General features: G+C 65.9%; 16 protein-coding genes and 1 pseudogene. 11 read left to right on the forward strand and 6 right to left on the reverse strand.

Annotation, left to right across the window (positions count from 1 at the left end):
• Positions 1–15 precede the first annotated feature (15 nt).
• On the forward strand, positions 16–957 hold the full coding sequence (locus tag EYW47_RS20160) for a ketopantoate reductase family protein (protein WP_133196612.1): 942 nt from the start codon (positions 16–18) through the stop codon (positions 955–957).
• 226 nt (positions 958–1,183) lie between these two features.
• Positions 1,184–2,572, forward strand: coding sequence for an MFS transporter (locus tag EYW47_RS20165; RefSeq protein WP_133196613.1), 1,389 nt, complete (start codon positions 1,184–1,186; stop codon positions 2,570–2,572).
• A gap of 63 nt (positions 2,573–2,635) precedes the next feature.
• Here EYW47_RS20165 and EYW47_RS20170 read toward each other — a convergent pair.
• A pseudogene (locus EYW47_RS20170) lies at positions 2,636–4,417 on the reverse strand (cytochrome c biogenesis protein DipZ).
• Positions 4,418–4,697: 280 nt separating this feature from the next.
• Here EYW47_RS20170 and EYW47_RS20175 point away from each other — a divergent pair.
• The 4 genes from EYW47_RS20175 to EYW47_RS41925 are packed head-to-tail and all read left to right on the forward strand — an operon-like array spanning position 4,698 to position 8,904.
• The gene (locus EYW47_RS20175; RefSeq protein ID WP_133196614.1) at positions 4,698–7,049 is read left to right on the forward strand and encodes a TonB-dependent receptor; all 2,352 of its coding nucleotides are present in this window, start codon (positions 4,698–4,700) and stop codon (positions 7,047–7,049) included.
• Between the two features lie 37 nt (positions 7,050–7,086).
• Positions 7,087–7,692: a MotA/TolQ/ExbB proton channel family protein gene (locus EYW47_RS20180; RefSeq protein WP_133196615.1), complete on the forward strand. Its 606-nt coding sequence runs from the start codon at positions 7,087–7,089 to the stop codon at positions 7,690–7,692.
• Positions 7,689–8,087 (forward strand): ExbD/TolR family protein, encoded by a 399-nt coding sequence (locus tag EYW47_RS20185; RefSeq protein WP_133196616.1) that lies wholly within the window; start codon positions 7,689–7,691, stop codon positions 8,085–8,087. Before EYW47_RS20180 ends, EYW47_RS20185 begins: the two co-directional genes overlap by 4 nt.
• Positions 8,088–8,094: 7 nt before the next feature.
• On the forward strand, positions 8,095–8,904 hold the full coding sequence (locus tag EYW47_RS41925; protein ID WP_240763815.1) for an energy transducer TonB: 810 nt from the start codon (positions 8,095–8,097) through the stop codon (positions 8,902–8,904).
• 67 nt (positions 8,905–8,971) lie between these two features.
• On the opposite strand, the gene EYW47_RS20195 is transcribed toward EYW47_RS41925, so the two are convergent.
• The gene (locus tag EYW47_RS20195) at positions 8,972–10,315 is read right to left on the reverse strand and encodes an MFS transporter (RefSeq protein WP_133196617.1); all 1,344 of its coding nucleotides are present in this window, start codon (positions 10,313–10,315) and stop codon (positions 8,972–8,974) included.
• Positions 10,316–10,598: 283 nt separating this feature from the next.
• On the opposite strand from EYW47_RS20195, the gene EYW47_RS20200 reads away from it, so the two are divergent.
• Both EYW47_RS20200 and denD read left to right on the forward strand, forming a co-directional pair.
• Positions 10,599–11,648: a lactonase family protein gene (locus tag EYW47_RS20200; protein WP_133196618.1), complete on the forward strand. Its 1,050-nt coding sequence runs from the start codon at positions 10,599–10,601 to the stop codon at positions 11,646–11,648.
• A 368-nt stretch (positions 11,649–12,016) separates the two neighbouring features.
• Complete coding sequence (gene denD / locus EYW47_RS20205) at positions 12,017–13,057, forward strand: D-erythronate dehydrogenase (protein ID WP_133196619.1); 1,041 nt, start codon at positions 12,017–12,019, stop codon at positions 13,055–13,057.
• Positions 13,058–13,114: 57 nt separating this feature from the next.
• Here the strand turns inward: denD and EYW47_RS20210 are convergent, their stop codons facing one another.
• The 4 genes from EYW47_RS20210 to EYW47_RS20225 all read right to left on the reverse strand — a co-directional run bounded on the left by EYW47_RS20210 (position 13,115) and on the right by EYW47_RS20225 (position 18,076).
• The gene (locus EYW47_RS20210) at positions 13,115–13,981 is read right to left on the reverse strand and encodes a LytR/AlgR family response regulator transcription factor (protein ID WP_133196620.1); all 867 of its coding nucleotides are present in this window, start codon (positions 13,979–13,981) and stop codon (positions 13,115–13,117) included.
• A gap of 81 nt (positions 13,982–14,062) precedes the next feature.
• Entirely contained in the window at positions 14,063–15,169 is a 1,107-nt protein-coding gene (locus EYW47_RS20215; protein WP_133196621.1) for a sensor histidine kinase, read from the reverse strand.
• A gap of 161 nt (positions 15,170–15,330) precedes the next feature.
• The gene (locus EYW47_RS20220; protein ID WP_133196622.1) at positions 15,331–15,846 is read right to left on the reverse strand and encodes a DUF6622 family protein; all 516 of its coding nucleotides are present in this window, start codon (positions 15,844–15,846) and stop codon (positions 15,331–15,333) included.
• A gap of 229 nt (positions 15,847–16,075) precedes the next feature.
• Positions 16,076–18,076 carry a rhomboid family intramembrane serine protease gene (locus EYW47_RS20225; RefSeq protein ID WP_133196623.1) on the reverse strand — a complete coding sequence of 667 codons (2,001 nt, stop codon included), beginning with the start codon at positions 18,074–18,076 and terminating at the stop codon, positions 16,076–16,078.
• A gap of 315 nt (positions 18,077–18,391) precedes the next feature.
• Between EYW47_RS20225 and EYW47_RS20230 the strand changes: the two genes are divergently transcribed.
• From EYW47_RS20230 to EYW47_RS41930, 3 genes are all read left to right on the forward strand, one after another.
• Positions 18,392–19,396, forward strand: coding sequence for an AraC family transcriptional regulator (locus tag EYW47_RS20230; RefSeq protein WP_133196624.1), 1,005 nt, complete (start codon positions 18,392–18,394; stop codon positions 19,394–19,396).
• A gap of 356 nt (positions 19,397–19,752) precedes the next feature.
• Positions 19,753–21,543 (forward strand): acyl-CoA dehydrogenase, encoded by a 1,791-nt coding sequence (locus EYW47_RS20235; RefSeq protein WP_133196625.1) that lies wholly within the window; start codon positions 19,753–19,755, stop codon positions 21,541–21,543.
• A gap of 36 nt (positions 21,544–21,579) precedes the next feature.
• A partial coding sequence (locus EYW47_RS41930) for an NAD(P)/FAD-dependent oxidoreductase (RefSeq protein ID WP_240763816.1) occupies positions 21,580–22,017 on the forward strand: 438 nt, incomplete at its 3' end.

Genomic DNA, 22,017 nt, shown 5'->3' on the forward strand with positions numbered 1-22,017 from the left:
GAAATGAGTGAAGCTATGAAAATCGCGATTCTGGGCGCGGGGGCGATGGGCTCGCTCTTTGGCGGACTGCTGGCCGAGGCGGGGCACGACGTGACGCTCGTCGATATCGACGACGCGCACCTCGACGCGATCCGCCGCGACGGCCTCAGTCTTGTCACCGACGCGGGCGAGCGTGTCGTGAGGAATCTGCGCGCATGCCGCCCCGAACAGGCGGCGCACGCCCCGGAGCTGCTGATCGTCTTTACCAAGACGATGCATACGGAGGCCGCGCTCGCCGCGTCGCGGGCGCTGCTCGGAGCGCAAACGGCGGTGCTCTCGCTGCAGAACGGCCTTGGAAATGTCGAGCGCCTCGAGCGCAGCGTGCCGCGCGCACGCATCATGGTGGGCATGACGACCTGGCCCGCCGACAAGCCGGGACCGGGGCGGGTCGATTCGCACGGCGCGGGCGCGATCCGGATGATGAGCGCGGCGGGCGACACCAGTGCGGACAGTGCGGCGAGCGCGAGCCTCGCGCGCATCGTGAACGCCCTGAACGCAGCAGGCCTGCAATGCACGGCCGACCCCGACGTGTGGAGCGCGATCTGGGAGAAGGTCGCGTTCAACGCGGCGCTCAACAGCCTCTGCGCGGTGACGCAGTGCACGGTGGGCGAGCTTTCGAACGTGCCGGACGGCGAAACACTTGCGCTGAAGATCGTGGCGGAGGTGGCCGGCGTGGCGCGCGCACACGGCGTGGCCGTGGACGAATCGCATATCGGCGAAACCGTATTGCACGCGCTCGCGCACCATCGCGCGCATCGGCCGTCGATGTTGCAGGACGTGCTGGCGGGTCGCAAGACCGAGATCGAGTCGATCAACGGCGCGGTCGTCGCGGCGGCGCGGGCGGTGCCCATCGCGGCGCCGTGCACGGAAACCTTGCTGCATCTCGTGCGGCTCGTGGAGGCGCGCAATTCACATTGAACTCGCGCGTTGAGCCTGCGCCCCGAATCCGTGCGTCGGAGGACGCATGGCGCGCAAGAGGGGCAAGAGGGGGCAAGAGGGGGCAAGAGGGGCAAGTCATGCCCGAACGTCATGACTTTTGCGTAACGAGGCAATGCCCGGCGCGCACGCGGGCGGCCATACTGACGCGATCCACAAAGCATCGGAAAGCGCTCACGGGCGCATAACAAGACATGGAGACATTTCGATGAACTACGTATCCACGGAGGGCGTGACCTCACGCGGGAATGTGGCGCTCGACGGCAGGACCGTTGACATTGGCCATGCGCTCGACGACGGGCCCTTCACGCTGCTCCAGAAGTTCGTCGTCGTGCTCGCGGCGCTGTCGATCGTCGTCGACGGCTTCGACGGCCAACTGATCGGCTTCGCGATTCCGACGCTCATGAAGGAATGGGGCGTCACGCGCAATGCGTTCGCGCCGGTGGTAGCGTCGGGCCTCGTCGGCATGGGCATTGGCAGCGCGGTTGCCGGACTTTTCGCCGACCGCTTCGGTCGGCGCTGGGCGGTCATCGGCAGCGTGCTCGTGTTCGGCGTGGCCACCTGCGCGATCAGCCTCGCGCCGAACGTCGCGACGATTGCCGCACTGCGCTTCGTGGCGGGGCTCGGCATCGGCGGCGCGCTGCCCAGCGCGACGACGATGACCGCGGAGTACACACCCGCGCGCAACCGTACGTTCGCGGTCACGGCGACAATCGTCTGCGTGCCGCTCGGCGGCATGCTCGCGGGACTGTTCGCGGGACAGGTGTTGCCGGTCTATGGCTGGCGCGGCCTGTTCGTCGCGGGCGGCGTGCTCCCGCTCGTGCTGGCGGTCGCGCTGCTCGCCGCTTTGCCCGAGTCGCCGCGCTTTCTTGCGCGCCGCGCCCGCCGCTGGCCCGAGCTGGCCCGCCTGCTCGGCCGCATGGCGCGCGAAGTCGCGCCGGACGCCACGTTCACCGATGTGCGCGAGCAGAAAGCGGAAAAGCATGTCGGCTTTACGGCGCTCTTTCGAGACGGCCGCGAACGCGATACCGCCGCGATCTGGGCGGCATTCTTCATGTGCCTGCTCGCGGTGTACAGCGCGTTTAGCTGGCTGCCCTCGATGCTCACGGCCGAAGGGCTTTCGGTCTCGCTCGCGGGCTACGGACTCAGCGCCTACAACCTGGGCGGCGTGATCGGCGCGCTCGCCTGTGCGCTCGCGATCACACGCTACGGCTCGCGCTGGCCGTTGCTGCTGTGCTGCGCGGGCGGTGCGGCGAGCGCCTGGATACTGCTCGGCGTGGGCGCCACGCAGCACACAGGGCTCCTGATCTTCGGGCTCGGCTTGCACGGGCTGTTCGTGAACGCGGTGCAATCGACGATGTATGCATTGTGCGCCTACGTGTATCCCACTAGCGTGCGCGCGACCGGTACGGCGTCGGCGCTCGCGTTCGGACGCGTCGGTGCGATTCTCAGCGCGTTCGCGGGCGCGGCCGTCATTACCGCGGGCGGCGCGTCGGCCTATCTGCTGATGCTCGGCGCCGCCATGGCGGCCGTGCTGTTAGCGCTTGCCATGGTGCGCCGTCATATTCCGGCGGCGCAAACCGCAAAGGTCGGCTGACTGCGCGACGCCCGCGCCGCAGGTGAGCCAAACGCGCATCACGGCGGGCATCCGCCACCGCTTCTAGCCGAACGTGAACGAATAAGCACGCACGCCGGGATCGAGAAAGCGGATTTCGAAGGTGCGATCGGCAATCTCGCCATGCTGGCGCACCAGCTGATAGAGACGCTGCTCCGTCACCACGCCGTCGCCGTTCGCATCGACATCGGCGCCGTGGTTCGCGCCCGGCGCGGCGCCGTCGACCGTCACGCGAAAGCGCACGGGATGGCCGTCGGCGGCGGGGCCGAGCACGAGATGCAGATCGCGCGCATGAAAGCGATAGACGATGCTGCCGCCCGCGTGGTCGAGGTCCGTGTGCTCGGCGCCGAGCGTCCACGTGCCCGTGAGCGCCCATTGATTCAGATCCAGCGGGCCGGCGGCGTAGCGGTGCGGGGCGTCGGCGACAGGCTCGCCGGGCGAGGCGAAGCCATGCGCCTTCTCGTAGCCCAGATACGTCTCGGGCGACTCCATTGCGTTCATGTCGGGCGCGGCCTGGGCACCCGTGGCCGTGTCGGTGACGAAGCCGCCCGGCAGATTGCGCGCGCCCGCCTGCGTGAGCAAGTCGCGGATGACCTGTTCGGATTCCTGATAGTTGCCTTCGCCGAAGTGATGATGGCGGATATTGCCCTGCGCGTCGATGAAATAGTGCGCGGGCCAGTATTCGTTGCCGAAGGCGCGCCAGATCGCATAGTTATTGTCGATGGCGACGGGATAGTCGATCTTGAGCTCGGCCACCGCGCGGCGCACGTTGCCGATGTCCTTTTCGAAGGCGAACTCGGGCGCGTGCACGCCGATCACGACGAGCCCGGCGGCGCGGTACTTGTCGGCCCACGCCTTCACGTACGGCAGCGCGCGCAGGCAGTTGATGCACGAGTAGGTCCAGAAGTCGACGAGCACGACCTTGCCCTTGAGGGCGGCGGCCGTGAGCGGCGGCGAGTTGAGCCATTGAACCGCGCCGTCGAGCGGGGGGAGCATGCCTTCGATGGGCAACGCCTGGGACTGTGCCGTGGAGGTCTTGATGGCGGCGGGTGGTGCGGTGGGCTGTTGCGCGTCGGCGTGTGCGAGCGCCTGTGTGCGCGTGGGCGCGAGGCGGTCGAGCACGTCCTGTTCGAGTTAATTGGTGCCGGCGAGCGAGACGCGCGTAAGCAAGCCGGTATCCACATGCAATGCAATCGCGGCCACGCCCGCGAGAACCGCCACACCCAGCGCGCGCCGGATCCACTCGCCCACGCCGAGGCTGCGCTTCATCGCGGCGAACACCTTGCCGCCCACGGCGAGCGCCAGCGCGAGTGAGCACGCCGCGCCGAGTGCGTAGGCGAACAGCAGTAGCGAAGTGCGGGCGCTCGCGCCTTGCAGCGCGGCGCCGGTCAGAATCACGCCGAGAATGGGGCCTGCGCACGGCGCCCACAGCAGGCCGGTCGCCACGCCGAGCAGCAGCGAGGGCGCGACGCTCGCGCGCCCGTGCTGGGCCGCATCAGCAGAGGCTGAGAGCCGCTCGCCCAGCGAGACGAGCGGGCGCGTGAGGCGCTCGGCGAGCGTGGGCAGCAGCAGGGCGAGCCCGAATACCGCGAGCAGCGCGAGGGCGGCGTAGCGCGCGTACTGGTTGGCCGCGACGGCCCAGCCGCCACCCACGGCGGCGAGCGCGCCGACTGCGCTGAATGCCGCGGCCATGCCGACCAGCATCGGCAGGCCGTTGCGCAGAAATGGCTGGCCCGCGCGTGCGAACACGAAAGGCAGGACGGGCAGGATGCAGGGGCTCGCGATCGTCAGGGCGCCGCCGAGCCAGGCAATCAAAAGCAAGATCATGACTGTTCTCCAATCGATCGCATGGGCCGCGTTGGCGCGCCATTGTCGTCGCGTGCGTGGCCGTGCTCGATCGAACTAACGCACGCGCGAGCCGCTTATTCCGGCAGGTTCAACGCAAAAGCGCCTTCTTTGCAGAAAGTCTCATTGTGAATCGCCACGGTGAATAGGGATTGCTTCGCCTGAATGTTATGTTATAACATCTCAGAAAATGCGCTTCGCTTAGATCCGGCGCGTCCTCGCATCAGACGAGGCACTTCCACCCCTGAACCACAACAAGACAATGAACCGCTCGCTGATCACGCAGGCCGGTAGGCTTTTGTTCGCCTGTACACTTTGCACCCCCGCATTCGCCGCCAGCGGCGAAGCCGCGCTTTCCGGCTCGGTGGCCGACGCGCAAGGCCACGCACCCGCCCACGCGCAGATTTCGCTTCAGGACGCCAGCGGCCATGCCGTTGCCCAAACGACAGCCGACGCAACCGGGCACTTTCGTCTCGACCACCTCGCTCCAGGCACTTATGCGGTCACGGTCGAGGCAAAGGGATACGGCGCCGTCACCCGCGTCGCGACCGTGGCGCAGGGGACCGTGCCCGAGCCGCTCGCCGTCGTGCTCCAGAAAGACAGCACGCTCGACGTGACCGTCAACGCGCAGCGCCTCGACCGCGCCCGCAACGGCCTTCAGCCCGAAGTGGGCGCGAGCGTCTACCGGATCACGCAGACCGATATCGACAACTCGCCGCAAGGCGCGAACACGCCGCTCAATCAGGTGCTGCTGCAGGCGCCCGGCGTCGCCAACGATTCGTATGGCCAGTTGCACGTGCGAGGCGATCACGCGGATCTGCAATATCGCCTCAACGGCATCATCATTCCGGAGCCCATCAGCGGTTTCGGGCAATCGCTCGACGCGCGCATCATCGACCAGGTGAATCTCGTGACGGGCGCGTTGCCGGCGCAGTACGGCTATCGCACGGCGGGCATCGTCGATATCCGCACGAAATCGGGTGACGCCGGCAATGGCGGCACTATCGACGTGTACGGCGGCAGCCACCAGACCATTCAGACGAGCGCCGATGTCTTCGGCTCGAGCGGCCCGTTCAGCTATTACTTCTCCGGCTCGCTCGGGGAGAACAATCTGGGCATCGAGGCGCCCACCGCGGACGGCAGCCCGCTGCACGACCACACGCGCCAGGGCAACGGCTTCGGCTACATGTCGTATCTGCTCAATCCGCTTACGCGCGTGAGCGTGATGTTCGGCGCCACGAGCAATCAGTTCGAGATTCCCAATACGCCGGGGCTGACACCCGTCTATACGCTCAACGGCCAGTCCACTTTCAATTCGGCGAATCTCAACGAAACGCAGTCGGAACTGAACAATTTCGCGGTCGTGGCGCTGCAGGGCACCAATGGCGAGGCGCTCGACTACCAGATCGCGCTCTTCACGCGCTATACGCGCACTCAGTTCAATCCGGACCCGGTGGGCGACCTGATCTTCAATGGCGTCGCCTCGCAGGACTTCCACAGCAACCAGGCGAACGGCGTCCAGGCTGACTTCACTTATCGGTTGAACGATCGACACACGCTGCGCGCCGGGCTCATGTTCGAGCAGGAGCACGCCGTATTCGACGACAGCGTGGCCGTGTTCCCCGTCGATGCAAACGGCAACCAGACCTCCGATCAGCCGTTCACCGTGCAGGATTCGAACACCAGGACGGGCTATCTCTACAGTCTCTACCTGCAGGACGAATGGAAGCTCGCGCCGAAGCTCACACTCAACTACGGCGTGCGCTACGACCGCATGGACGCGTACGTGCAGGCCGGACAGCTGAGCCCGCGCATCGGCCTCGTGTACCAGCCGACCAATGCCACCACGTTGCACGCGGGCTATGCGCGCTATTTCACGCCGCCGGCGTTCGAGCTCGTTTCGGATTCGACGATCAGCAAGTTCAATGGCACGACTAATCAAAGCCTGACCTCGCAGAACGATCCAGTGAAGCCGGAGCGCGACGATTATTTCGACATCGGCATCACGCAGCGCCTGACGCCCGCGTTGACCGTCGGGCTTGATGCGTACTACAAGCGCGCACGCGATCTGCTCGACGAAGGGCAGTTCGGCACCGCGCTCATCTTCACGCCGTTCAACTATCAGTACGGGCGCGTCTATGGCGTGGAGTTCACGTCGAGCTACCACCAGGACAATGTGAGCGCGTACCTGAACGTCGCGTACAGCCGGGCGCAGGGCAAGAACATCGAATCGGCGCAGTTCAATTTCGATGCCGAGGAGCTGGCCTATATCTCGAACCACTGGGTCTACCTCGATCACGACCAGCGCATCACCGCGTCGTTCGGCGGCGCCTGGACGCTCGGCATGACGACGCTCACGGCCGATGCGATCGTCGGTAGCGGCCTGCGCAGCGGCTTTGCGAACACCGATCGCCTGCCATGGTATGCGCAGGTCAATCTGGGCGTGATCCAGCGCTTCAACGAGCCGATGATAGGCAAGTTCGACGCCCGGCTCGTGCTCGTCAATGCGTTCGGCCGCGTCTACGAGCTGCGCGACGGCTCTGGCATCGGCGTGGGCGCGCCCCAGTATGGTCCGCAGCGCGCGATCTACGCTGGCCTCACCAGGCACTTTTGATCGATTGCTTTCCGCTTAAAGGTAAAGGAGCCCCATGATGAGCGACTGGAACAGTGTTGCCGAGGCATTGAAGCTCGGCGGCTGGGTCGTCTACCCGCTGAGCTTGCTGGCGATCGTCGCGCTTGCGGTCACGTTCGATCGTGCCTGGGTGTGGTGGCGCTACGCCAGCGTGCCGCGCAACGAAGCGGCGCGAGCGCTGCCCGATGGCCATGTGCTGCGGCGCCTCGATGCGCTGTTCGACGAGGCGCTCGCCCCTCGCGGCGCGCCCATCTGGTTCATCGAGACGCAGGTCGACACAGCCGCCTCGCAGATCCAGCGTGACATGAGCCGCGGCCTCTGGATGCTCGAGACGATCGTGACGGCCGCGCCGCTGCTCGGGCTGCTCGGCACGATCGTCGGCATGATGCATTCGTTCCGGCTCATCGGCGGCGATGGTCTCGTCAATCCCACGGGCGTGTCGGGGGGCGTCGCGCAGGCGCTTGTGGCCACCGCAATCGGGCTCGTGATCGCGCTGGTCTCGCTCTTTTCGTTCAACTACTTTTCGCGCCGCATGGACCGGCTCATGGACGAGCTGGAGAGCTTCGCCAACACGCGGCTCGGGGCCATGCGGCTCGCGCGCGAACGTTCGGGAGCGGCCGCATGAAGCTGCGTCGCGCGCGCACATCGAGGCGTGGCCGCATCGAGATCATTCCGATGATCGACGTGATGTTCTTTCTGCTCGCCACGTTCATGCTCACGACCCTGGCGATGCAAAGGCTCGATGCGGTGCATATCGACCTGCCCAGCGGCCAGGCGCAGCCGATGCAAGCCGACAAGCCGCTCACGCTGGCCGTGAATCGCGCCAATCAGGTCTTCGTGAATCAGCAGCCTGTGCGGCTCGATGAGGTGGACCGCGCTGTGGCGAAGCTGCTTCGCAAGGATGGCGATGTGATCGTGGCCGCGGACGATGGCGCTTCGCATGGCGTTGTGGTGAAGGCCATTCTCGAAGCGCGAAAGGCGGGTGCAGAGCATTTTCTGGTTGCCGTGCATCGTGAGTAGCGCGCCGATGTCACGTCGCCACGATAGCGGCAACACGACCGGCGGCACGACCGGCAACGCGACCGGCAACGACAGCGGGCATGGCAGCGTGCCGCGTTTCATCGTTGCTGCGATGTTCGCCGCCGCCGCATGGTGGCTCTTTCTCGCGCATGCCCGTTGGCTCATTGGCGGTGAACAGTCCGCGGCCTCGCCGCGCCCGCCGATCGAGCTTCAGGTGATCGAATTGCCGGGCGCGCCGCACGCGAGTGAGACGGCGCAGCCGAGCGTCCCGCACGATGATGCACCTGCTGTGTCTCATCGCAAGCCAGTGTCTGCGCGCTCATCGCAGACGCCGCGCAGCAGCACCGTGCACGACGTGCCGCGTGCGATACGGCCGTCACTTCCAGCGCCTGAGGTTACGCGGGACACGAGGCCCGCGCAGCATGACGCGAGCGCACCGGCAACGCCCGTGGCCAAAGCCGCGCCCGGGACTCCGGACATGCCGCCCACCAGCGGCGGCACGGCGGCGTCGGGTGAGCCCCAGCATGCGCCCAGTTCGTCCGGGGGCATCAGCCAGCAGGCGTGGCTGCTGGCACAACCGCTGCCGGAATTGCCCGACGATCTGCGCGAGCAGGGCTATCAGGCGGTGGCTGTCGCGCGCTTTGCCGTCCATGCGGACGGCACCTTCGACGTCGAGCTCCTGAAGCCCACGCAGATTCCGCGGCTCAATCAGATCCTGCTCACCACGCTTCGGCAGTGGCGCTTCTTTCCTGCCATGGAGAACGGCCACCCTGTGGAAAGCCATCAGGACGTCCGAGTTCATTTCAACGTGAATTGATTCGGCAAGCGGGCTCGGAAGCGCGCGCTCGTGCAGCGATGCTCCACCGGTGTCACGGATTCGCCGCTCAAACCAGCTCGACCCGCTTGATCTCCTTGACGATCACGAGATAGCTGAGCACGGTGACCACCGCATTGACGCCCACGAACGCGAGCGCGCCGTCGAAGGAGCCCGTCTTCGCCACGAGGTAGCCGATCACGATGGGGGTGACGATGCCGGCCGCGTTGCCGAACATGTTGAAGATCGAGCCTGAGAGGCCGATGGCTTCTTTCGGCGCCGTGTCGGCGACCACGGCCCAGCCGAGCGCGCCCACGCCCTTGCCGAAGAACGCGAGCGACATCAACGCCACCACGATCCAGTCGCTGTGCACGTAGTTGCAGCCGACGATGCAGGCCGAAAGCGCCATGCCGCCCACGATCGGCACCTTGCGCGCCATGGTGAGCGAAAGGCCGCCGCGAATCAAGGCGTCGGAGATCACGCCACCGAGCACGCCGCCGAGAAAGCCGCAGACCGCGGGCAGCGAGGCCACCATGCCCGCGTGCAGGATCGTCATGCCGCGCGCCTGCACGAGGTAGATCGGGAACCACGTGAGAAAGAAATACGTGAGGACGTTGATGCAGAACTGCGCGAGATAGACGCCCACCAGCATGCGGTTCGTGAGCAACTGGCGCACGCGTTGCCAGCCGTCGCCAGTCGTGCGTTCGCCGCGCGCTTTCGGCTGATGGCCGTACACGAGACCGCCGCCTTGCTCGATGTATTCCAGCTCCTGACGGTTCACATGCGGATGGGTTGCTGGATGCTTCATGACCCTGAGCCACACCAACGCGAGCACGAGGCCTCCGACGCCCATCATGAGATACACGTGATGCCAGCCGTATGCGTGCGTGACCCAGGCCATCAGCGGCGTGAAGACCACGGCCGCGAAGTACTGCGCCGAGTTGAAGATGGCCGACGCGGTGCCGCGCTCCTGGGTCGGAAACCAGCTCGCGACCACTTTCGCGTTGGCGGGGAAGGCGGGCGATTCCGCGACGCCCATTGCAAAGCGCAGCACGAACAGGGCGGCGACGGCGGCGGCCGCGCTGCCCAGCACGCCGATCGCGCCTTGCAGCAACGTGAAGAGCGACCAGAAGAAGATACTGGCGGCATAGACGCGGCGCGCGCCGAAGCGGTCGAGGATCCAGCCCGCGGGCACCTGCGAGAGCACGTAGGCCCAACTGAACGCCGAGAAGATATACCCCATGCGGATGGCGTCGAGGCCGAACTCCGTGCGCATCGCTGAGCCGGTGACCGAGAGCGTGGCGCGGTCCGCATAATTGAGCGTCGTGATGATGAAGATCAGCGCGAGGATGAGGTAACGGACCTTCGTACGCGTCGCGACATCGGCCGGGGTTGCGGTGCGGCTCAACGGCATGGGGATGGACCTTGGTAGGTGAGCGAAAGTGAGCGAATGGCCCGTTTGCGGGGTTATGTTGTAAGACGTGTTGTCGGCTTGTCAGTGGCCATCCTACAATGGCGCTCATCGCTGGATCAACTGGGTTGCGCGATTTAACGCGTGAATTCCGGGTAAACGTGGAATTGTTGCGGCGCGGTGGTTGTGGGATTGTTTGAAAAGTTGTCGGGCAACTTTGCGGTGTGGCCGGTCGCGGCGGCGCCGTCCGGCGGGCGGTTGAGGCAAATACGACAAAAAGGACAACATGGCTGGCAACGGTGAGCAGCAAATGGCGGGCGCGACGTATGTGTACGTGTCGAACTCGGAGAGCGAGGACATCTCGGTGTTCCGCATGGACCGCATGGACGAGGCGGCAGGCAGGCTCGTCGCGGTCCAGACGGTGCCGGCAGGCGGGGCGATCATGCCAATGGCGCTCTCGCCCGACCGGCGCCGGCTCTACGCGGCGTTGCGCTCGCAACCGTACTGCGTGGTGAGCTTCGCGATCGATCCGCTCGACGGGCGCCTCACCGAGTTCGGGCGCGCGTCACTTGCCGGGAGCATGGCGTATATCGCCGTCGATGCCGCGGGGCGCTATCTGCTGGCTGCTTCGTATGGCGGCAATTTGCTCGCGGTGAACCGCATTGAAGACGACGGCGTGGCTGCCGGCGTGCAGCAGATCGTCGGCACGGGGCCGTGCGCGCATGCGATCCGCGCGACGGCCGACAATCGCTTCGTGTTCGCCGCGGTGCTCGGTGCGGATCAGCTAGTGCGGCTCGATTTCAATGCATCGACAGGGCAACTCGCCGAAGCACCGGCACTTGCGTGGGCGTTGCCGGCCGGGTCGGGTCCGCGTCATTTCGTGTTCCCGGCGGATGGGCGCTTCGTCTACCTGCTCGACGAACTCGATGGCAAGCTGCACGCGCTCGCGTTCGACCCCGAGCGCGGTGCCGTGGAACCCATCCAGTCCGTGTCGATCCTGCCGCCCGATTTTCATGGCGACAAGCCTTGGGGCGCCGATCTGCATCTCACGCCGGACGGGCGCTTCCTCTATGCATCCGAGCGCACGTCCAGCACGCTCGCGGCGTTTCGCGTGGAGGCGGACACGGGCAAGCTCGCACGCATCGGCACGTATGGCACGCAAAAGCAGCCGCGCGGCTTCAATATCGACCCGTCCGGGCGCTATCTGTTCGCAGTGGGGCAGCTGTCGCGAGTCATGAGCGTCTACCGCATTGACGCCCAGACCGGTGCTCTGCACGAGGCCGGGCAGTATCCGGTCGGCAAGGGGGCAAACTGGGTGGAAGTGGTGCGTTGCTGAATCGCGCGCTGCGGACGCATGGCGAGAGCGTGCATCCGCGCAGCGAGCCGTTGAGCCAGTGTGCGATGCGCTCGCCGGCGAGGCGCGAGCCTTCGGGCTGAATTTCGCGCTGAGCACGAATGTGCTCGTAAGGAAGCGTGGATGTGATCGTTTGAAGCTCGTAAGGCGTGGCGCGAGCGCGATCCGGGTTTATCATTGGCTCACTCGCGGTCCACGTTTTAGACTGGAGTTTTTCGAGGCCCCGCTTCACCGCCAATCCGACGACGACGTACAACGAGCACGCGCTTCTCGAACGTCTCGCAGCGGCGCCGCGCGTCGCGGGGAATGTCCTTTGTGAGTCCCATGATGCATGAACGGAGCGTTCGAACATGAAAGTGCTGATCACCGGCGGTGCGGGGTTTCTGGGCCAGCGTCTGGCGCGCGAGCTGCTTGCGCGCGGCGCATTGCGCATGACGCCACAAGGCGCGGGCGCGGCGCCCGAGCCGATCACCGAGCTCGTGCTGCTCGACGTGACGCAGGCATCCAGACCGGATGACGCCCGCGTGCGCATCGAGGTCGGCGACATCACGCAGCGCGATGTGCTGGAGCGCGTGATCGACGCCGAAACGGCCGTGATCTTTCATCTGGCGGCCATCCTCAGCAGCGAGGCCGAGGCCGATTTCGAACTCGGCATGCGCATCAATGTCGATGCCACGCGCACGCTGCTCGATGTGTGTCGCGCGCGCGGACACAAGCCGCGCGTGGTGTTCACGAGCTCGGTCGCGGTGTATGGCGGCGAGCTGCCCGAAGAGGTCCAGGACGACACCGCGCTCAATCCCGAGTCCTCGTACGGCACGCAAAAGGCCATCGCTGAACTGCTGCTGTGCGATTACTCGCGGCGTGGTTTCGTCGATGGGCGTGCGCTACGCCTGCCCACCGTCAGCGTGCGGCCCGGCAAGCCTAACGGCGCGGCATCGTCGTTCGCGAGCGCCATCATGCGCGAGCCGCTGAACGGCGAGACCACGGTGTGCCCCGTGAGCGGCGCGACCCCCGTGCTGCTGATCTCGCCGCGCATGGCGATTCAGTGCCTCGTGGCGGGCAGCGAGATCGACGCGGCCGCGCTGGGCGAGCGGCGTATCGTCAATCTGCCGGGGATCTCGACGAGCGTCGACGAGATGGTGGAGACGCTGAGCCAGGTGGGCGGCCCGGCGGCCGTCGCGCGCGTCGAATGGGAGCCGGACGCGACCGTGGAGCGGATCGTCTGCAGCTGGCCGGCAAGCTGGAACACGAAGCGTGCGCGAACGCTCCATTTCCCGGCCGACGCCTCGTACCACGCCATCGTGCAGGCGTATCTGGAAGACGAGCTGCACGCGCCGAAGGTGCCGCATCTGCGTCTGCCGCATCTGCATCTGCCGCATAGGCGCCACTGATCCGGGCGGCCTCCCGGCGTCGCAGATCGATGCGTGCGCATCGATCTGTTTGCCGGCTCACATTCCCTTGAAGCGCTCCGCATAAAGGCGGCTCACGCTGAGCAACGCCGGATGGCCGCGTAGCTCGAGCGTGAGCTTGCCGGCCTCGTCGCGCGACGCGCTGACGATGGCGTCCGCGCACACGACCGTGCCGCGATGGATTTGCCAGAACCGCTGTGGGTCGAGCCGCAGCAGCAGCTCGCGCAGCGACAGGCGGATCAGGTGCTCGCGCTGAGCCGTGACCACGCGCACGTATTTGTCCGCCGCTTCGAAATACAGCACATCGTCGACGGGAACCATGGTGATGGTGTTGCCGGCGCTCGCCTGAATCATCCGCAGGGGTTCGGCGGCGGGGGCCGCATGGGGGCCCGTGATGCCCAGCAGCGTGCGCAGTTGCGCGACGAGCGGCTCGAATGCATCGGGAGGTTCGTGCGGATCTTGCGGATCGGCCGTGCGCGTAGCGCGCAGCGCTGCATCACCCGTGCCCGGCTGCGCGCGTACACCGAGCGCCGCCTGCAGCCGCTTGCAGGTCTGCGCGAGGCGCTCGGACTGCACCGGTTTGAGCACGTAATCGAGCGCGGACCGCTCGAACGCGCGCACCGCGTACTCGTCGTATGCGGTGACGAACACCAGCAGCGGCGGCGCGCCGTTTGCGTCGGGCCAGTCCTCCGCAATGGCCTGAGCGGCATCCAGCCCGCTCATCCCCGGCATCCTGATGTCGAGAAACACGAGGTCTGGGCGCAGGGCCAGGCACTGCTGCACCGCGGACGCGCCATCGCCCACCATCGCAACGATGCTCAGTTGCGGCCAGAGCCGCTGCAGCTCGGCCTGGAGGCTGGCGGCCAGCAGCGGTTCGTCTTCGGCTATCAGGGCGGTGGCGTGCATGGATCGGTTCGCAGTTTCGGTGGCTGGGTCATGCATCGGCGTGTATATCGGCGCTCATCGGCAAGTGCATTAGCACGTTGATCAGCATGCAGGCGCGATCGGCAGGCGCACGGTTGCGAGCGCGCCGCCGCGTCCGTCGGTGGGCGACGTGAGCTCGAATTGCGCCGCGTCGCCGTACAACGCGGCGAGCCGCTCGCGCACCTGGCGTACGCCGAAGTGCGTACCCGGTTGCGAGCCGTCCATGGGTTCGTCCGCGAGGCCCGCGCCCGTATCGCGCACGCTCAGGATCAGCGCATCGCCTTCACGTCGGGCGCAGACTTCGATCTGACCACCCGCCACGCTCGGCTCGAGCCCATGCTTGAGCGCATTTTCCACCAGCGGCTGCAGCAACAGCGGCGGCACCGGCAGCGCGGCGAAGGCCTCGGGCAGATCGAGCGTGGCGCTCAGCCTCGCGCCCATGCGTACCTGCATCAGGTCGAGGTAATCGCGAATCCGGGCGAACTCGGCGGAAAGCGCGTGCGAGTCCGAGCGCGAGGCATCGAGCGTCGCGCGCAGGAAGGCGTTCAGGTGATCGAGCATGGCTTGCGCGCGCGGCGGATCGCTGCCGATCAGCACGCGCAGATTGGCGAGCGTGTTGAAGAGCATGTGCGGCTCGAGTTGGGAGACGAGCAGCCTGAGCTGATTCTCGGCCGCGGTGCGCAGCGCGGTCTGCGTGCGCGCTTCCATTGCCGCGAGGCGCCCGCGCGTGTAGAAAAACCAGGTGCAGCCGATGGATAGCGCGAAGGTGGGGCCGAAGGCGGGCAGCAGCACATCGGTGTTACGAAAGAACGCGAACGCGTCGCGATGCACGCCCGTGAGCCGGTCGCCGAGCGCGTGCCCCGCGAAGTAGCCGACGATCACGGAAAACACCAGCCAGGGCGCCATCAGTGGCCAGCCCGGCCAGACGCGCTGCGCGCCTGCCTGCGGGTGCTCGCCATCGCCACGCCGCTTCACGAGGGCCGCGAGGCCGTAGCGTCCGCTCTCGATCAGCGCCTGAATGCAGAGCGTGATGCTGAAGGAGTACTTCAGGTTCGACACCAGCGAGTTCTCGGCGAGCGTGCTGAAGAGCAGCGTACTGAGCGCGCCGATCGGAATGGCGATCCGCAGTTCGCGCCACAGCCACGCGAGCGCTTTGGTGTACGGGTGCATATCGGTTTCCGGAAGCGGTGTGGTTTCGGCGCGGATTTGCTCTGAAGCAGGGCGCTGGCGGGGCGGTCGGGCAAGCGCTTGCCGCATGCAGCGGATTGTAGCGCTTGCGCCGATGCGCGAATTCGCCATGGCGCGGGCGAGCGATGCATTGGCACGGGGTGTCAGAGCGGAGCGGCTCCACGCATCAATACCTCGCGCGCGACACGCATCATCGCAAAGCCGCGGGCGAGAAATACACCGCTGAACGCGCCGTAGACGAAGCCCGTCATGCAGGCAAAATGCGCTTCATCGATGAGGGCCGTATGCAACGCGAGCGCGACGCCCACGGCGAATTTCACCCCGAAGAGGCCGAGGTAGAGCGCGAGCGGAAGCCAGCTGCCGGGCACGATGAGGCTGTCGTGGGCCGGCGACCAGCGCACGCCTCGCCACGCGCCGCGCAGTGTCGCCAGTGCGCACAGCGCAGCGGCGCCGAGTGCCCACGCGGCGAGAGCGAGCGGCTGATGGGCGAAGTCCGACGCCACGCCGTAGAACGACAGGGCGGTCACCAGCAGCGGCAGGGACGTGGCACTGCGGATCGAGCGGCGGCGCGGGACCGACTGGCGGATTCCGGCAAAAGTCAGGGCGGCGAGCGCGCCCCAAACCCAATGGGGCGCGTGTTGCAACAGGCTGGCGTACATGGCGGCGACCTCCGTATTGGCTCAGCGAGCGAATCGATGTCGCCTATGGTCGGAGCGCCGGCGCTCACATGCGAGCGCCTTGCGACGAACGGCCGGCTGGCGTCGCGAAACGCCGGCCGGTCGGTGTGAACGGCGGCATGAACTGCGGCATGAACTGCGGCATGAACTGCGGCGGGAAATCTGGACACGACCCGGCGTCCAGACTCGTGGCTGATTTTCTGGCAGCGCCTCAATTGTCCGACGTGTCGGGAGTCCCGGCCGAGTCTTCGCCGGTCGAGAGCGGGCACAGGAATTCGTCCTGTTGCTGGGCGCTGCTGACTTCCATGGTCTTGGCCTTGTTCAGGATCGAAACCGAGCCGGAGCCCTTGGTGTTGTAGTCAGCGCCGAGGGCGAAGAGGGTTTGTCCATCTTTCGAAAACGCCGCCTCATAGGTGCCGCGCGCAATCGGCCACGCGCCGATGCTACGACGCGTGGCAACTTTCACCACGCGCATCGTGGTTCCGTCCGGGTCGGCCACGGCGAGGAAGCTGCCGTCGCGGCTCGCTGCGATCATGCGCGTGTTCGATCCGCAGATCGGGTAGGTCTCGCGCACTTCCAGCGTCGAGGCGTCTGCCCATTTGAGCGTGCCGCCGCCATAGAGCCAGACGCCCGTGTGCGTCTTGATCGCGCGATCGAAGCGTTCGTCCATCGGATATTCGTGAACCTGCTGGAACGTCCTGGTATCGAATTCGAGCAACGCGTTCTTCGCAGTCGTATTCGTGAAGAGGTGCTGGTCGTCCGGCGACAGCCACATCGTCAGACTGCGGCCAAACGGTCCGACCATGCGCTCCTCCGGGTTCGAAAGCGCGATCGTGGCGATGACTTTCGGCCATTGGGAGAGGCTGACGACGGACACTGTGTCGTCGACGCTGTTGAGCACATAGAGCCGGTCGAAGCTGGAGGACGCCACCACGGCGCGCGGAAAGCGGCCGAGCTCGACGGCATCCACGACAGTGCCGCTTTGCAGGTCGATGCGCACGAGGCTGTCCGCGCGCAGGGAGGCCACGTAGGCATAGCGTTCGTCCGGGCTCACGACCACGCCGGTCGCGCCGACGCCCCGGCAGTAGTTGTCCGTGCAACTGTCGTGGCGGGTGTCGAATGCTCCACCGCGAATCGTCTTGACCACTTCATGCTTTTCGATGTCGATGACGTTGAGCGTGTTCGCGCCGTTGTCCGTGACATAGAGATACTTGCCGGATGCGCCAACCACCATGGCATCGGGCTGGTTGCCGAGCTTCTTTACGACGGTGCCTGCCGCGATCTCGGCTGAGACTGGCTTGGGCGCCGTGCGCGCGTCTTCCTTCACGATTTCGGCGATGGTTTGCGCTTCCTTGATGGCCGCTTGCCGCGCCGCTACTTTGGCCGCCGCGGCCACGCGTTCTTGTACGGCTTGGGCGCGCTGCGCGTTCACCTCGGTTTTCCAGTCGAGCAGGTCTTCGCTTTGCCCATGCTGGGCGGCCCAGACCATGGCGGCGCTGCCTGCCACGCCCACGACCACGGGCAAGACGGCGCCGCGCAGCCAGGAGGGCATCGACGCATAAGGGTAAAGCACGACGCCGGCAAGCAGGCCCGCAATCAGGCCGCCCACATGCGCGGCCTGATCGATGCCGGAGGTGACGAATCCGGACATCAGGTTGATCACGATGACCTGTGCGATGGCGCTGAAGCGGATGCGCACGTTTTGCTCGTTCGCGGCGTTGGCCGTGCCCGAAGACTGGCAAAGCGCCCAGACGCCGGCGGCGCTGGCGAGGCCCATGAGCGCGCCGGACGCGCCCACGCTCACAACAGGACGAATGCCGGCGCTAGCGGCCACGACGCCGAACACGGTCTGAAAGCCATGGACCTCGTGATAGCCATGCCAGAACGCACTGAGGAGACTGCCGCCCAGCGCGCAAAGCAAATAAATCGACGCAAACCGGAGCGAGCCGACCACGCGCTCGAGCACGCTTCCCAACACGATCAGCATGTACATGTTGAGGAGCAGATGCGTCCAGCTGCCGTGCAGGAATGCACTGGTCAGCAGCCGCCACGGCTCGCCTGTGAGCGTGAGCGGCGCGAAATTCGCTCCCCAGTCCAGCAGGCGCAAGTTATCGAGCCCGTCCGGGCCGGCGCCGTGCCAGAGGAATATAAAAACGGCGGTATTGATAACCGCAAGCAGAAGATAAAGATGGAGATTGACGCCTTTTTTCATTTTGATTTATCGATGTGAATGTTATTTTTACCGGCGTTGAATCGATTTCGCATTCGAATATCGGAAATTATTGGCTGGCGGGCATTTGTGTGGGCGGGAAATTCATTTTGAATATCGGTTTTTAGCGTATATCAACAGGCGTCGATAAAATATCACGACTCAGCATTTTTCCGCATGACAGATTAAGTTTGCCGATCACGAGGCCGGCCGAGTCCCGCTCGCGGTGGCGTATCATGTCGCTTTGCGCCGAATCGCGCCCCGCAGCACAACTCCGAATAACGATTCTGTTTCGGCTATCCGGCCGGTTACCCTGGCATGCAACTCACCGGCTCGACGGTTCCCATCTCTCTCGTACGCGGCTTTCTTGCCGCTGCGCGCGCGCGGCCGGAAGTCGTGGGCCGCTATCTGGAGCAGGCGGGCATTCCCGAGGAGTTGCTCGACGAACCGGGCGCACGCGTGACGGAGGAGCAGTTCTCCACGCTCTACCGCCTGCTGGCGATCGAGCTCGACGACGAAATGCCCGGCATCTTCAGCCGCCCGTTACGCAGCGGCACGCTCAAATTCCTTTGCCTGAGCCTGCTGGACGCGCGCAATCTCGAGACGGCGCTGCATCGCTTCGGGCAGTTCTTTCATATCGTGATTGACGACTTGCGGCTCGAATCGCGCCGCAGCGAGCTCGTGGCCCAGGTCGAGCTGCGCCCGCATGCTGCGTTCGGCCCCATCGGTCCGCTCGGCCAGGAACTGATGCTCAAGCTCGCGCACGGCGTTTCGTCCTGGTTGATCGGCCAGAAGATTCCGCTGCTTCAAGTCGACCTGGCCTGCGAGCGGCAGCCGCACGCGCTTGATCACCGCTACTTTTTCTCGTGTCCGGTGCGCTTTGGCTGCGAGACCGCGTTGTTCCGTTTCAGCGCTGCCTACCTCGACATGCCGATCCGGCAGAGCAAGCGCAATCTGCGCCAGTTTCTCGCGCGCTCGCCCGGCGAGTGGATCTTCGAGTCGTTCAGTGAGCAACGGGTCAGCCATCAGGTGCGCCAGTATCTCGCCAGCACGCTGCCCGACTTGCCGACGATCGAGGCGACGTCCGCGCATCTGCACTGTTCGGTGCGCACGCTGTGCCGGCGGCTCGCGTCCGAAGACACCTCGTTTCAGGTGCTCAAGGACGACTTGCGGCGCGACGTGGCGATCCAGCGCCTCACCGACACGCAAGACACCATCGCCGCCATCGGCGCCGATATCGGCTTCGACGACCCCAGCGCCTTTCATCGCGCTTTCCGCCACTGGACCGGCAGCACGCCCGGCACTTATCGCGGGCGCCCCTGAGCATCGCGCCCCTGGTGGCCAGAATTTGCTTCTGGCTTCATGCTCGAGCGTGTGTCTGGCGTGTTCGATCCAGCGCTGATTCCCGCCCGGCTTCGCTAGCGCTCGCGCGCGTGCGGCGCCACCCCCACCACCGGGGGGGCGATGCGCTGAACGCACCAGGTTCAACCCTGATAGCTCGCGCTTTTGCCGCCGATGTCAGGTACGGCGTGGCCAGATTTGTCACTAGATGGTCCGGTTTGGACAGTTCCGCGGGCCGGCTTTGCCGCTACGATCAATCGCACATCGCCCCTGCCGTGCCGGCCCGACAGCCGCCCGGCACCGTGGCCCCAGATACACGCTTGATAGAAAGGTTCGCCATGAACTTCAACGCCCCCGTCAAGGACATGCTGTTCGTGCTCAAAGAGCTGGCCGGCATCGACGAAATCGCCACTTTGCCCGGCTTCGAGGATGCTGGCTTCGAGACCGCCCAGGCGGTGCTGGACGAAGCCGCGAAGCTGTGCGGGGAAGTGCTCGCGCCGCTGAACGTGGAAGGCGACCGCGCGCCGAGTAGCTGGCGTGACGGTGAAGTCACGGCAACGCCGGGCTTCAAGGCCGCGTTCGAGCAGTTCGCCGAAGGCGGCTGGCAAGGTTTGCAACATCCGGCCGAGTTCGGCGGCCAGGGCCTGCCGAAGCTGATCGGCACGCCGTGCAACGAGATGGTCAACGCGGCGAATCTCTCGTTCGCGCTGTGCCCGCTCTTGACCGATGGCGCGATCGAGGCGCTGCTGACCGCGGGCACCGAAGAGCAGAAGGCCCGCTACGTGCCGAAGCTCATCTCGGGCGAATGGACCGGGACGATGAACCTGACCGAGCCGCAGGCCGGCTCCGACCTGGCCATGGTGCGCTCGCGCGCCGAGCCGCAGGCCGATGGTTCGTACCGCGTGTTCGGCACCAAGATCTTCATCACCTGGGGCGAGCACGACATGGCGAAGAACATCGTCCATCTCGTGCTGGCGCGCGTGCCGAACGCACCCGAAGGCGTGAAGGGCATTTCGCTGTTCATCGTGCCGAAGTTCCTCGTCAACGAGGACGGCTCGCTCGGCGCGCGCAACGACGTGCATTGCGTGTCGATCGAGCACAAGCTCGGCATCAAGGCGAGCCCGACGGCCGTGCTGCAATACGGCGATAACGGCGGCGCGATCGGCTACCTCGTGGGCGAAGAGAACCGCGGCCTCGAGTACATGTTCGTGATGATGAACGCGGCGCGCTTCGGCGTGGGCACGCAGGGCGTGGCGATTGCCGAGCGCGCGTACCAGCAGGCGGCGGCGTTCGCGAAGGAGCGCGTGCAGAGCCGCCCGGTGGACGGCTCGGCCAAGGAGTCGGTGACGATCATGCATCACCCCGACGTGCGCCGCATGCTCGCCACCATGCGTTCGATGACCGAGGGCGCACGCGCGCTCGCCTATGTGGCGGCAGGCCATTGCGATATCGCGCATCGTCATCCGGACGAAAGCGTGCGCGCGCGGCATCAGGCGATCTACGAGTTCCTCGTGCCCATCGTGAAGGGCTGGAGTACCGAGATGGCCAACGAGGTCACGAGCCTCGGCGTGCAGGTGCACGGCGGCATGGGCTTCATCGAGGAAACGGGCGCGGCGCAGCACTATCGCGACGCACGCATTCTCGCGATCTATGAAGGCACGACGGCGATCCAGGCGAACGATCTGATCGGCCGCAAGACGGTGCGCGACGGCGGCGCGGTCGCGAAGGCGCTGCTTGAAGAAGTGGCGAAGACGGCCGAGTCGCTCGCGCAAGTCGACGGCGCGGCGGCCGCTTCGATGCGCGCGCAACTGGAGCAGGGCGCACAGGCGCTCGCGCGCGCCGTGGACTTCATGATCGAGAACGTCAAGCGCGATCCGAACGGGACCTTCATGGGGAGCGTTCCCTATCTGAAACTCGCGGGCATCGTGCTGTGCGGCTGGCAGCTTGGGCGCGCGTTGCTCGTCGCGCAGCGCAATCTCGCCGACGATCCGTCGTTCTATGGCGCCAAGATCGCGATGGCGCAGTTCTATGCCGAACATGTCCTGTCGCAGGCCAACGGCTTCGCGACTGCGGTGGTGGGCGCACGGGGCGGGGAAGGCGTGCTCGCGCTCGCCGAAGAGCAGTTCTGATATCGGCCCGATGCCGTCTGAAACGGAAACCGCAGCATGAACTCGAATGATTTGATCGCGCAATACGGCCCACGCGAGTCGATGGAATACGACGTGGTGATCGTAGGCGGCGGCCCGGCAGGCCTGTCCGCGGCGATCCGCCTGAAGCAGCTGGCAGCAGAAAAGGGCGTCGAGATCGGCGTATGCGTGCTGGAGAAAGGCTCGGAGATCGGAGCGCATATCCTCTCGGGCGCGGTCATGGACCCGCGCGCCATCGACGAGCTCATTCCCGACTGGAAGGAGCAAGGCGCGCCGCTGAACGTGCCCGTGACCGAAGATCAATTCCTTTTCCTCACGGAAGGCGGCGCGAAGGCGGTGCCCAACTGGGCGCTGCCGGACAACTTCAAGAACCACGGCAACTACGTGATCAGCCTCGCGAACGTCACGCGCTGGCTGGGCCAGCAGGCCGAGGCGCTGGGCGTGGAGATCTTCCCG

Source organism: Paraburkholderia silviterrae, from assembly GCF_004353915.1.
Taxonomy (GTDB): domain Bacteria; phylum Pseudomonadota; class Gammaproteobacteria; order Burkholderiales; family Burkholderiaceae; genus Paraburkholderia; species Paraburkholderia silviterrae.

What these genes read in the sequence shown, in the direction of transcription:
- EYW47_RS20200 (WP_133196618.1), top strand. Translation starts at nt 10,599, where the DNA reads ATGGCTGGCAACGGTGAGCAGCAAATGGCGGGCGCGACGTATGTGTAC.
- EYW47_RS20210 (WP_133196620.1), bottom strand. Translation starts at nt 13,981, where the DNA reads ATGCACGCCACCGCCCTGATAGCCGAAGACGAACCGCTGCTGGCCGCC.
- denD (WP_133196619.1), top strand. Translation starts at nt 12,017, where the DNA reads ATGAAAGTGCTGATCACCGGCGGTGCGGGGTTTCTGGGCCAGCGTCTG.
- EYW47_RS20230 (WP_133196624.1), top strand. Translation starts at nt 18,392, where the DNA reads ATGCAACTCACCGGCTCGACGGTTCCCATCTCTCTCGTACGCGGCTTT.
- EYW47_RS20180 (WP_133196615.1), top strand. Translation starts at nt 7,087, where the DNA reads ATGAGCGACTGGAACAGTGTTGCCGAGGCATTGAAGCTCGGCGGCTGG.
- EYW47_RS20185 (WP_133196616.1), top strand. Translation starts at nt 7,689, where the DNA reads ATGAAGCTGCGTCGCGCGCGCACATCGAGGCGTGGCCGCATCGAGATC.
- EYW47_RS20235 (WP_133196625.1), top strand. Translation starts at nt 19,753, where the DNA reads ATGAACTTCAACGCCCCCGTCAAGGACATGCTGTTCGTGCTCAAAGAG.
- EYW47_RS20160 (WP_133196612.1), top strand. Translation starts at nt 16, where the DNA reads ATGAAAATCGCGATTCTGGGCGCGGGGGCGATGGGCTCGCTCTTTGGC.
- EYW47_RS20215 (WP_133196621.1), bottom strand. Translation starts at nt 15,169, where the DNA reads ATGCACCCGTACACCAAAGCGCTCGCGTGGCTGTGGCGCGAACTGCGG.
- EYW47_RS20165 (WP_133196613.1), top strand. Translation starts at nt 1,184, where the DNA reads ATGAACTACGTATCCACGGAGGGCGTGACCTCACGCGGGAATGTGGCG.
- EYW47_RS20220 (WP_133196622.1), bottom strand. Translation starts at nt 15,846, where the DNA reads ATGTACGCCAGCCTGTTGCAACACGCGCCCCATTGGGTTTGGGGCGCG.
- EYW47_RS41925 (WP_240763815.1), top strand. Translation starts at nt 8,095, where the DNA reads ATGTCACGTCGCCACGATAGCGGCAACACGACCGGCGGCACGACCGGC.
- EYW47_RS20195 (WP_133196617.1), bottom strand. Translation starts at nt 10,315, where the DNA reads ATGCCGTTGAGCCGCACCGCAACCCCGGCCGATGTCGCGACGCGTACG.
- EYW47_RS20175 (WP_133196614.1), top strand. Translation starts at nt 4,698, where the DNA reads ATGAACCGCTCGCTGATCACGCAGGCCGGTAGGCTTTTGTTCGCCTGT.
- EYW47_RS20225 (WP_133196623.1), bottom strand. Translation starts at nt 18,076, where the DNA reads ATGAAAAAAGGCGTCAATCTCCATCTTTATCTTCTGCTTGCGGTTATC.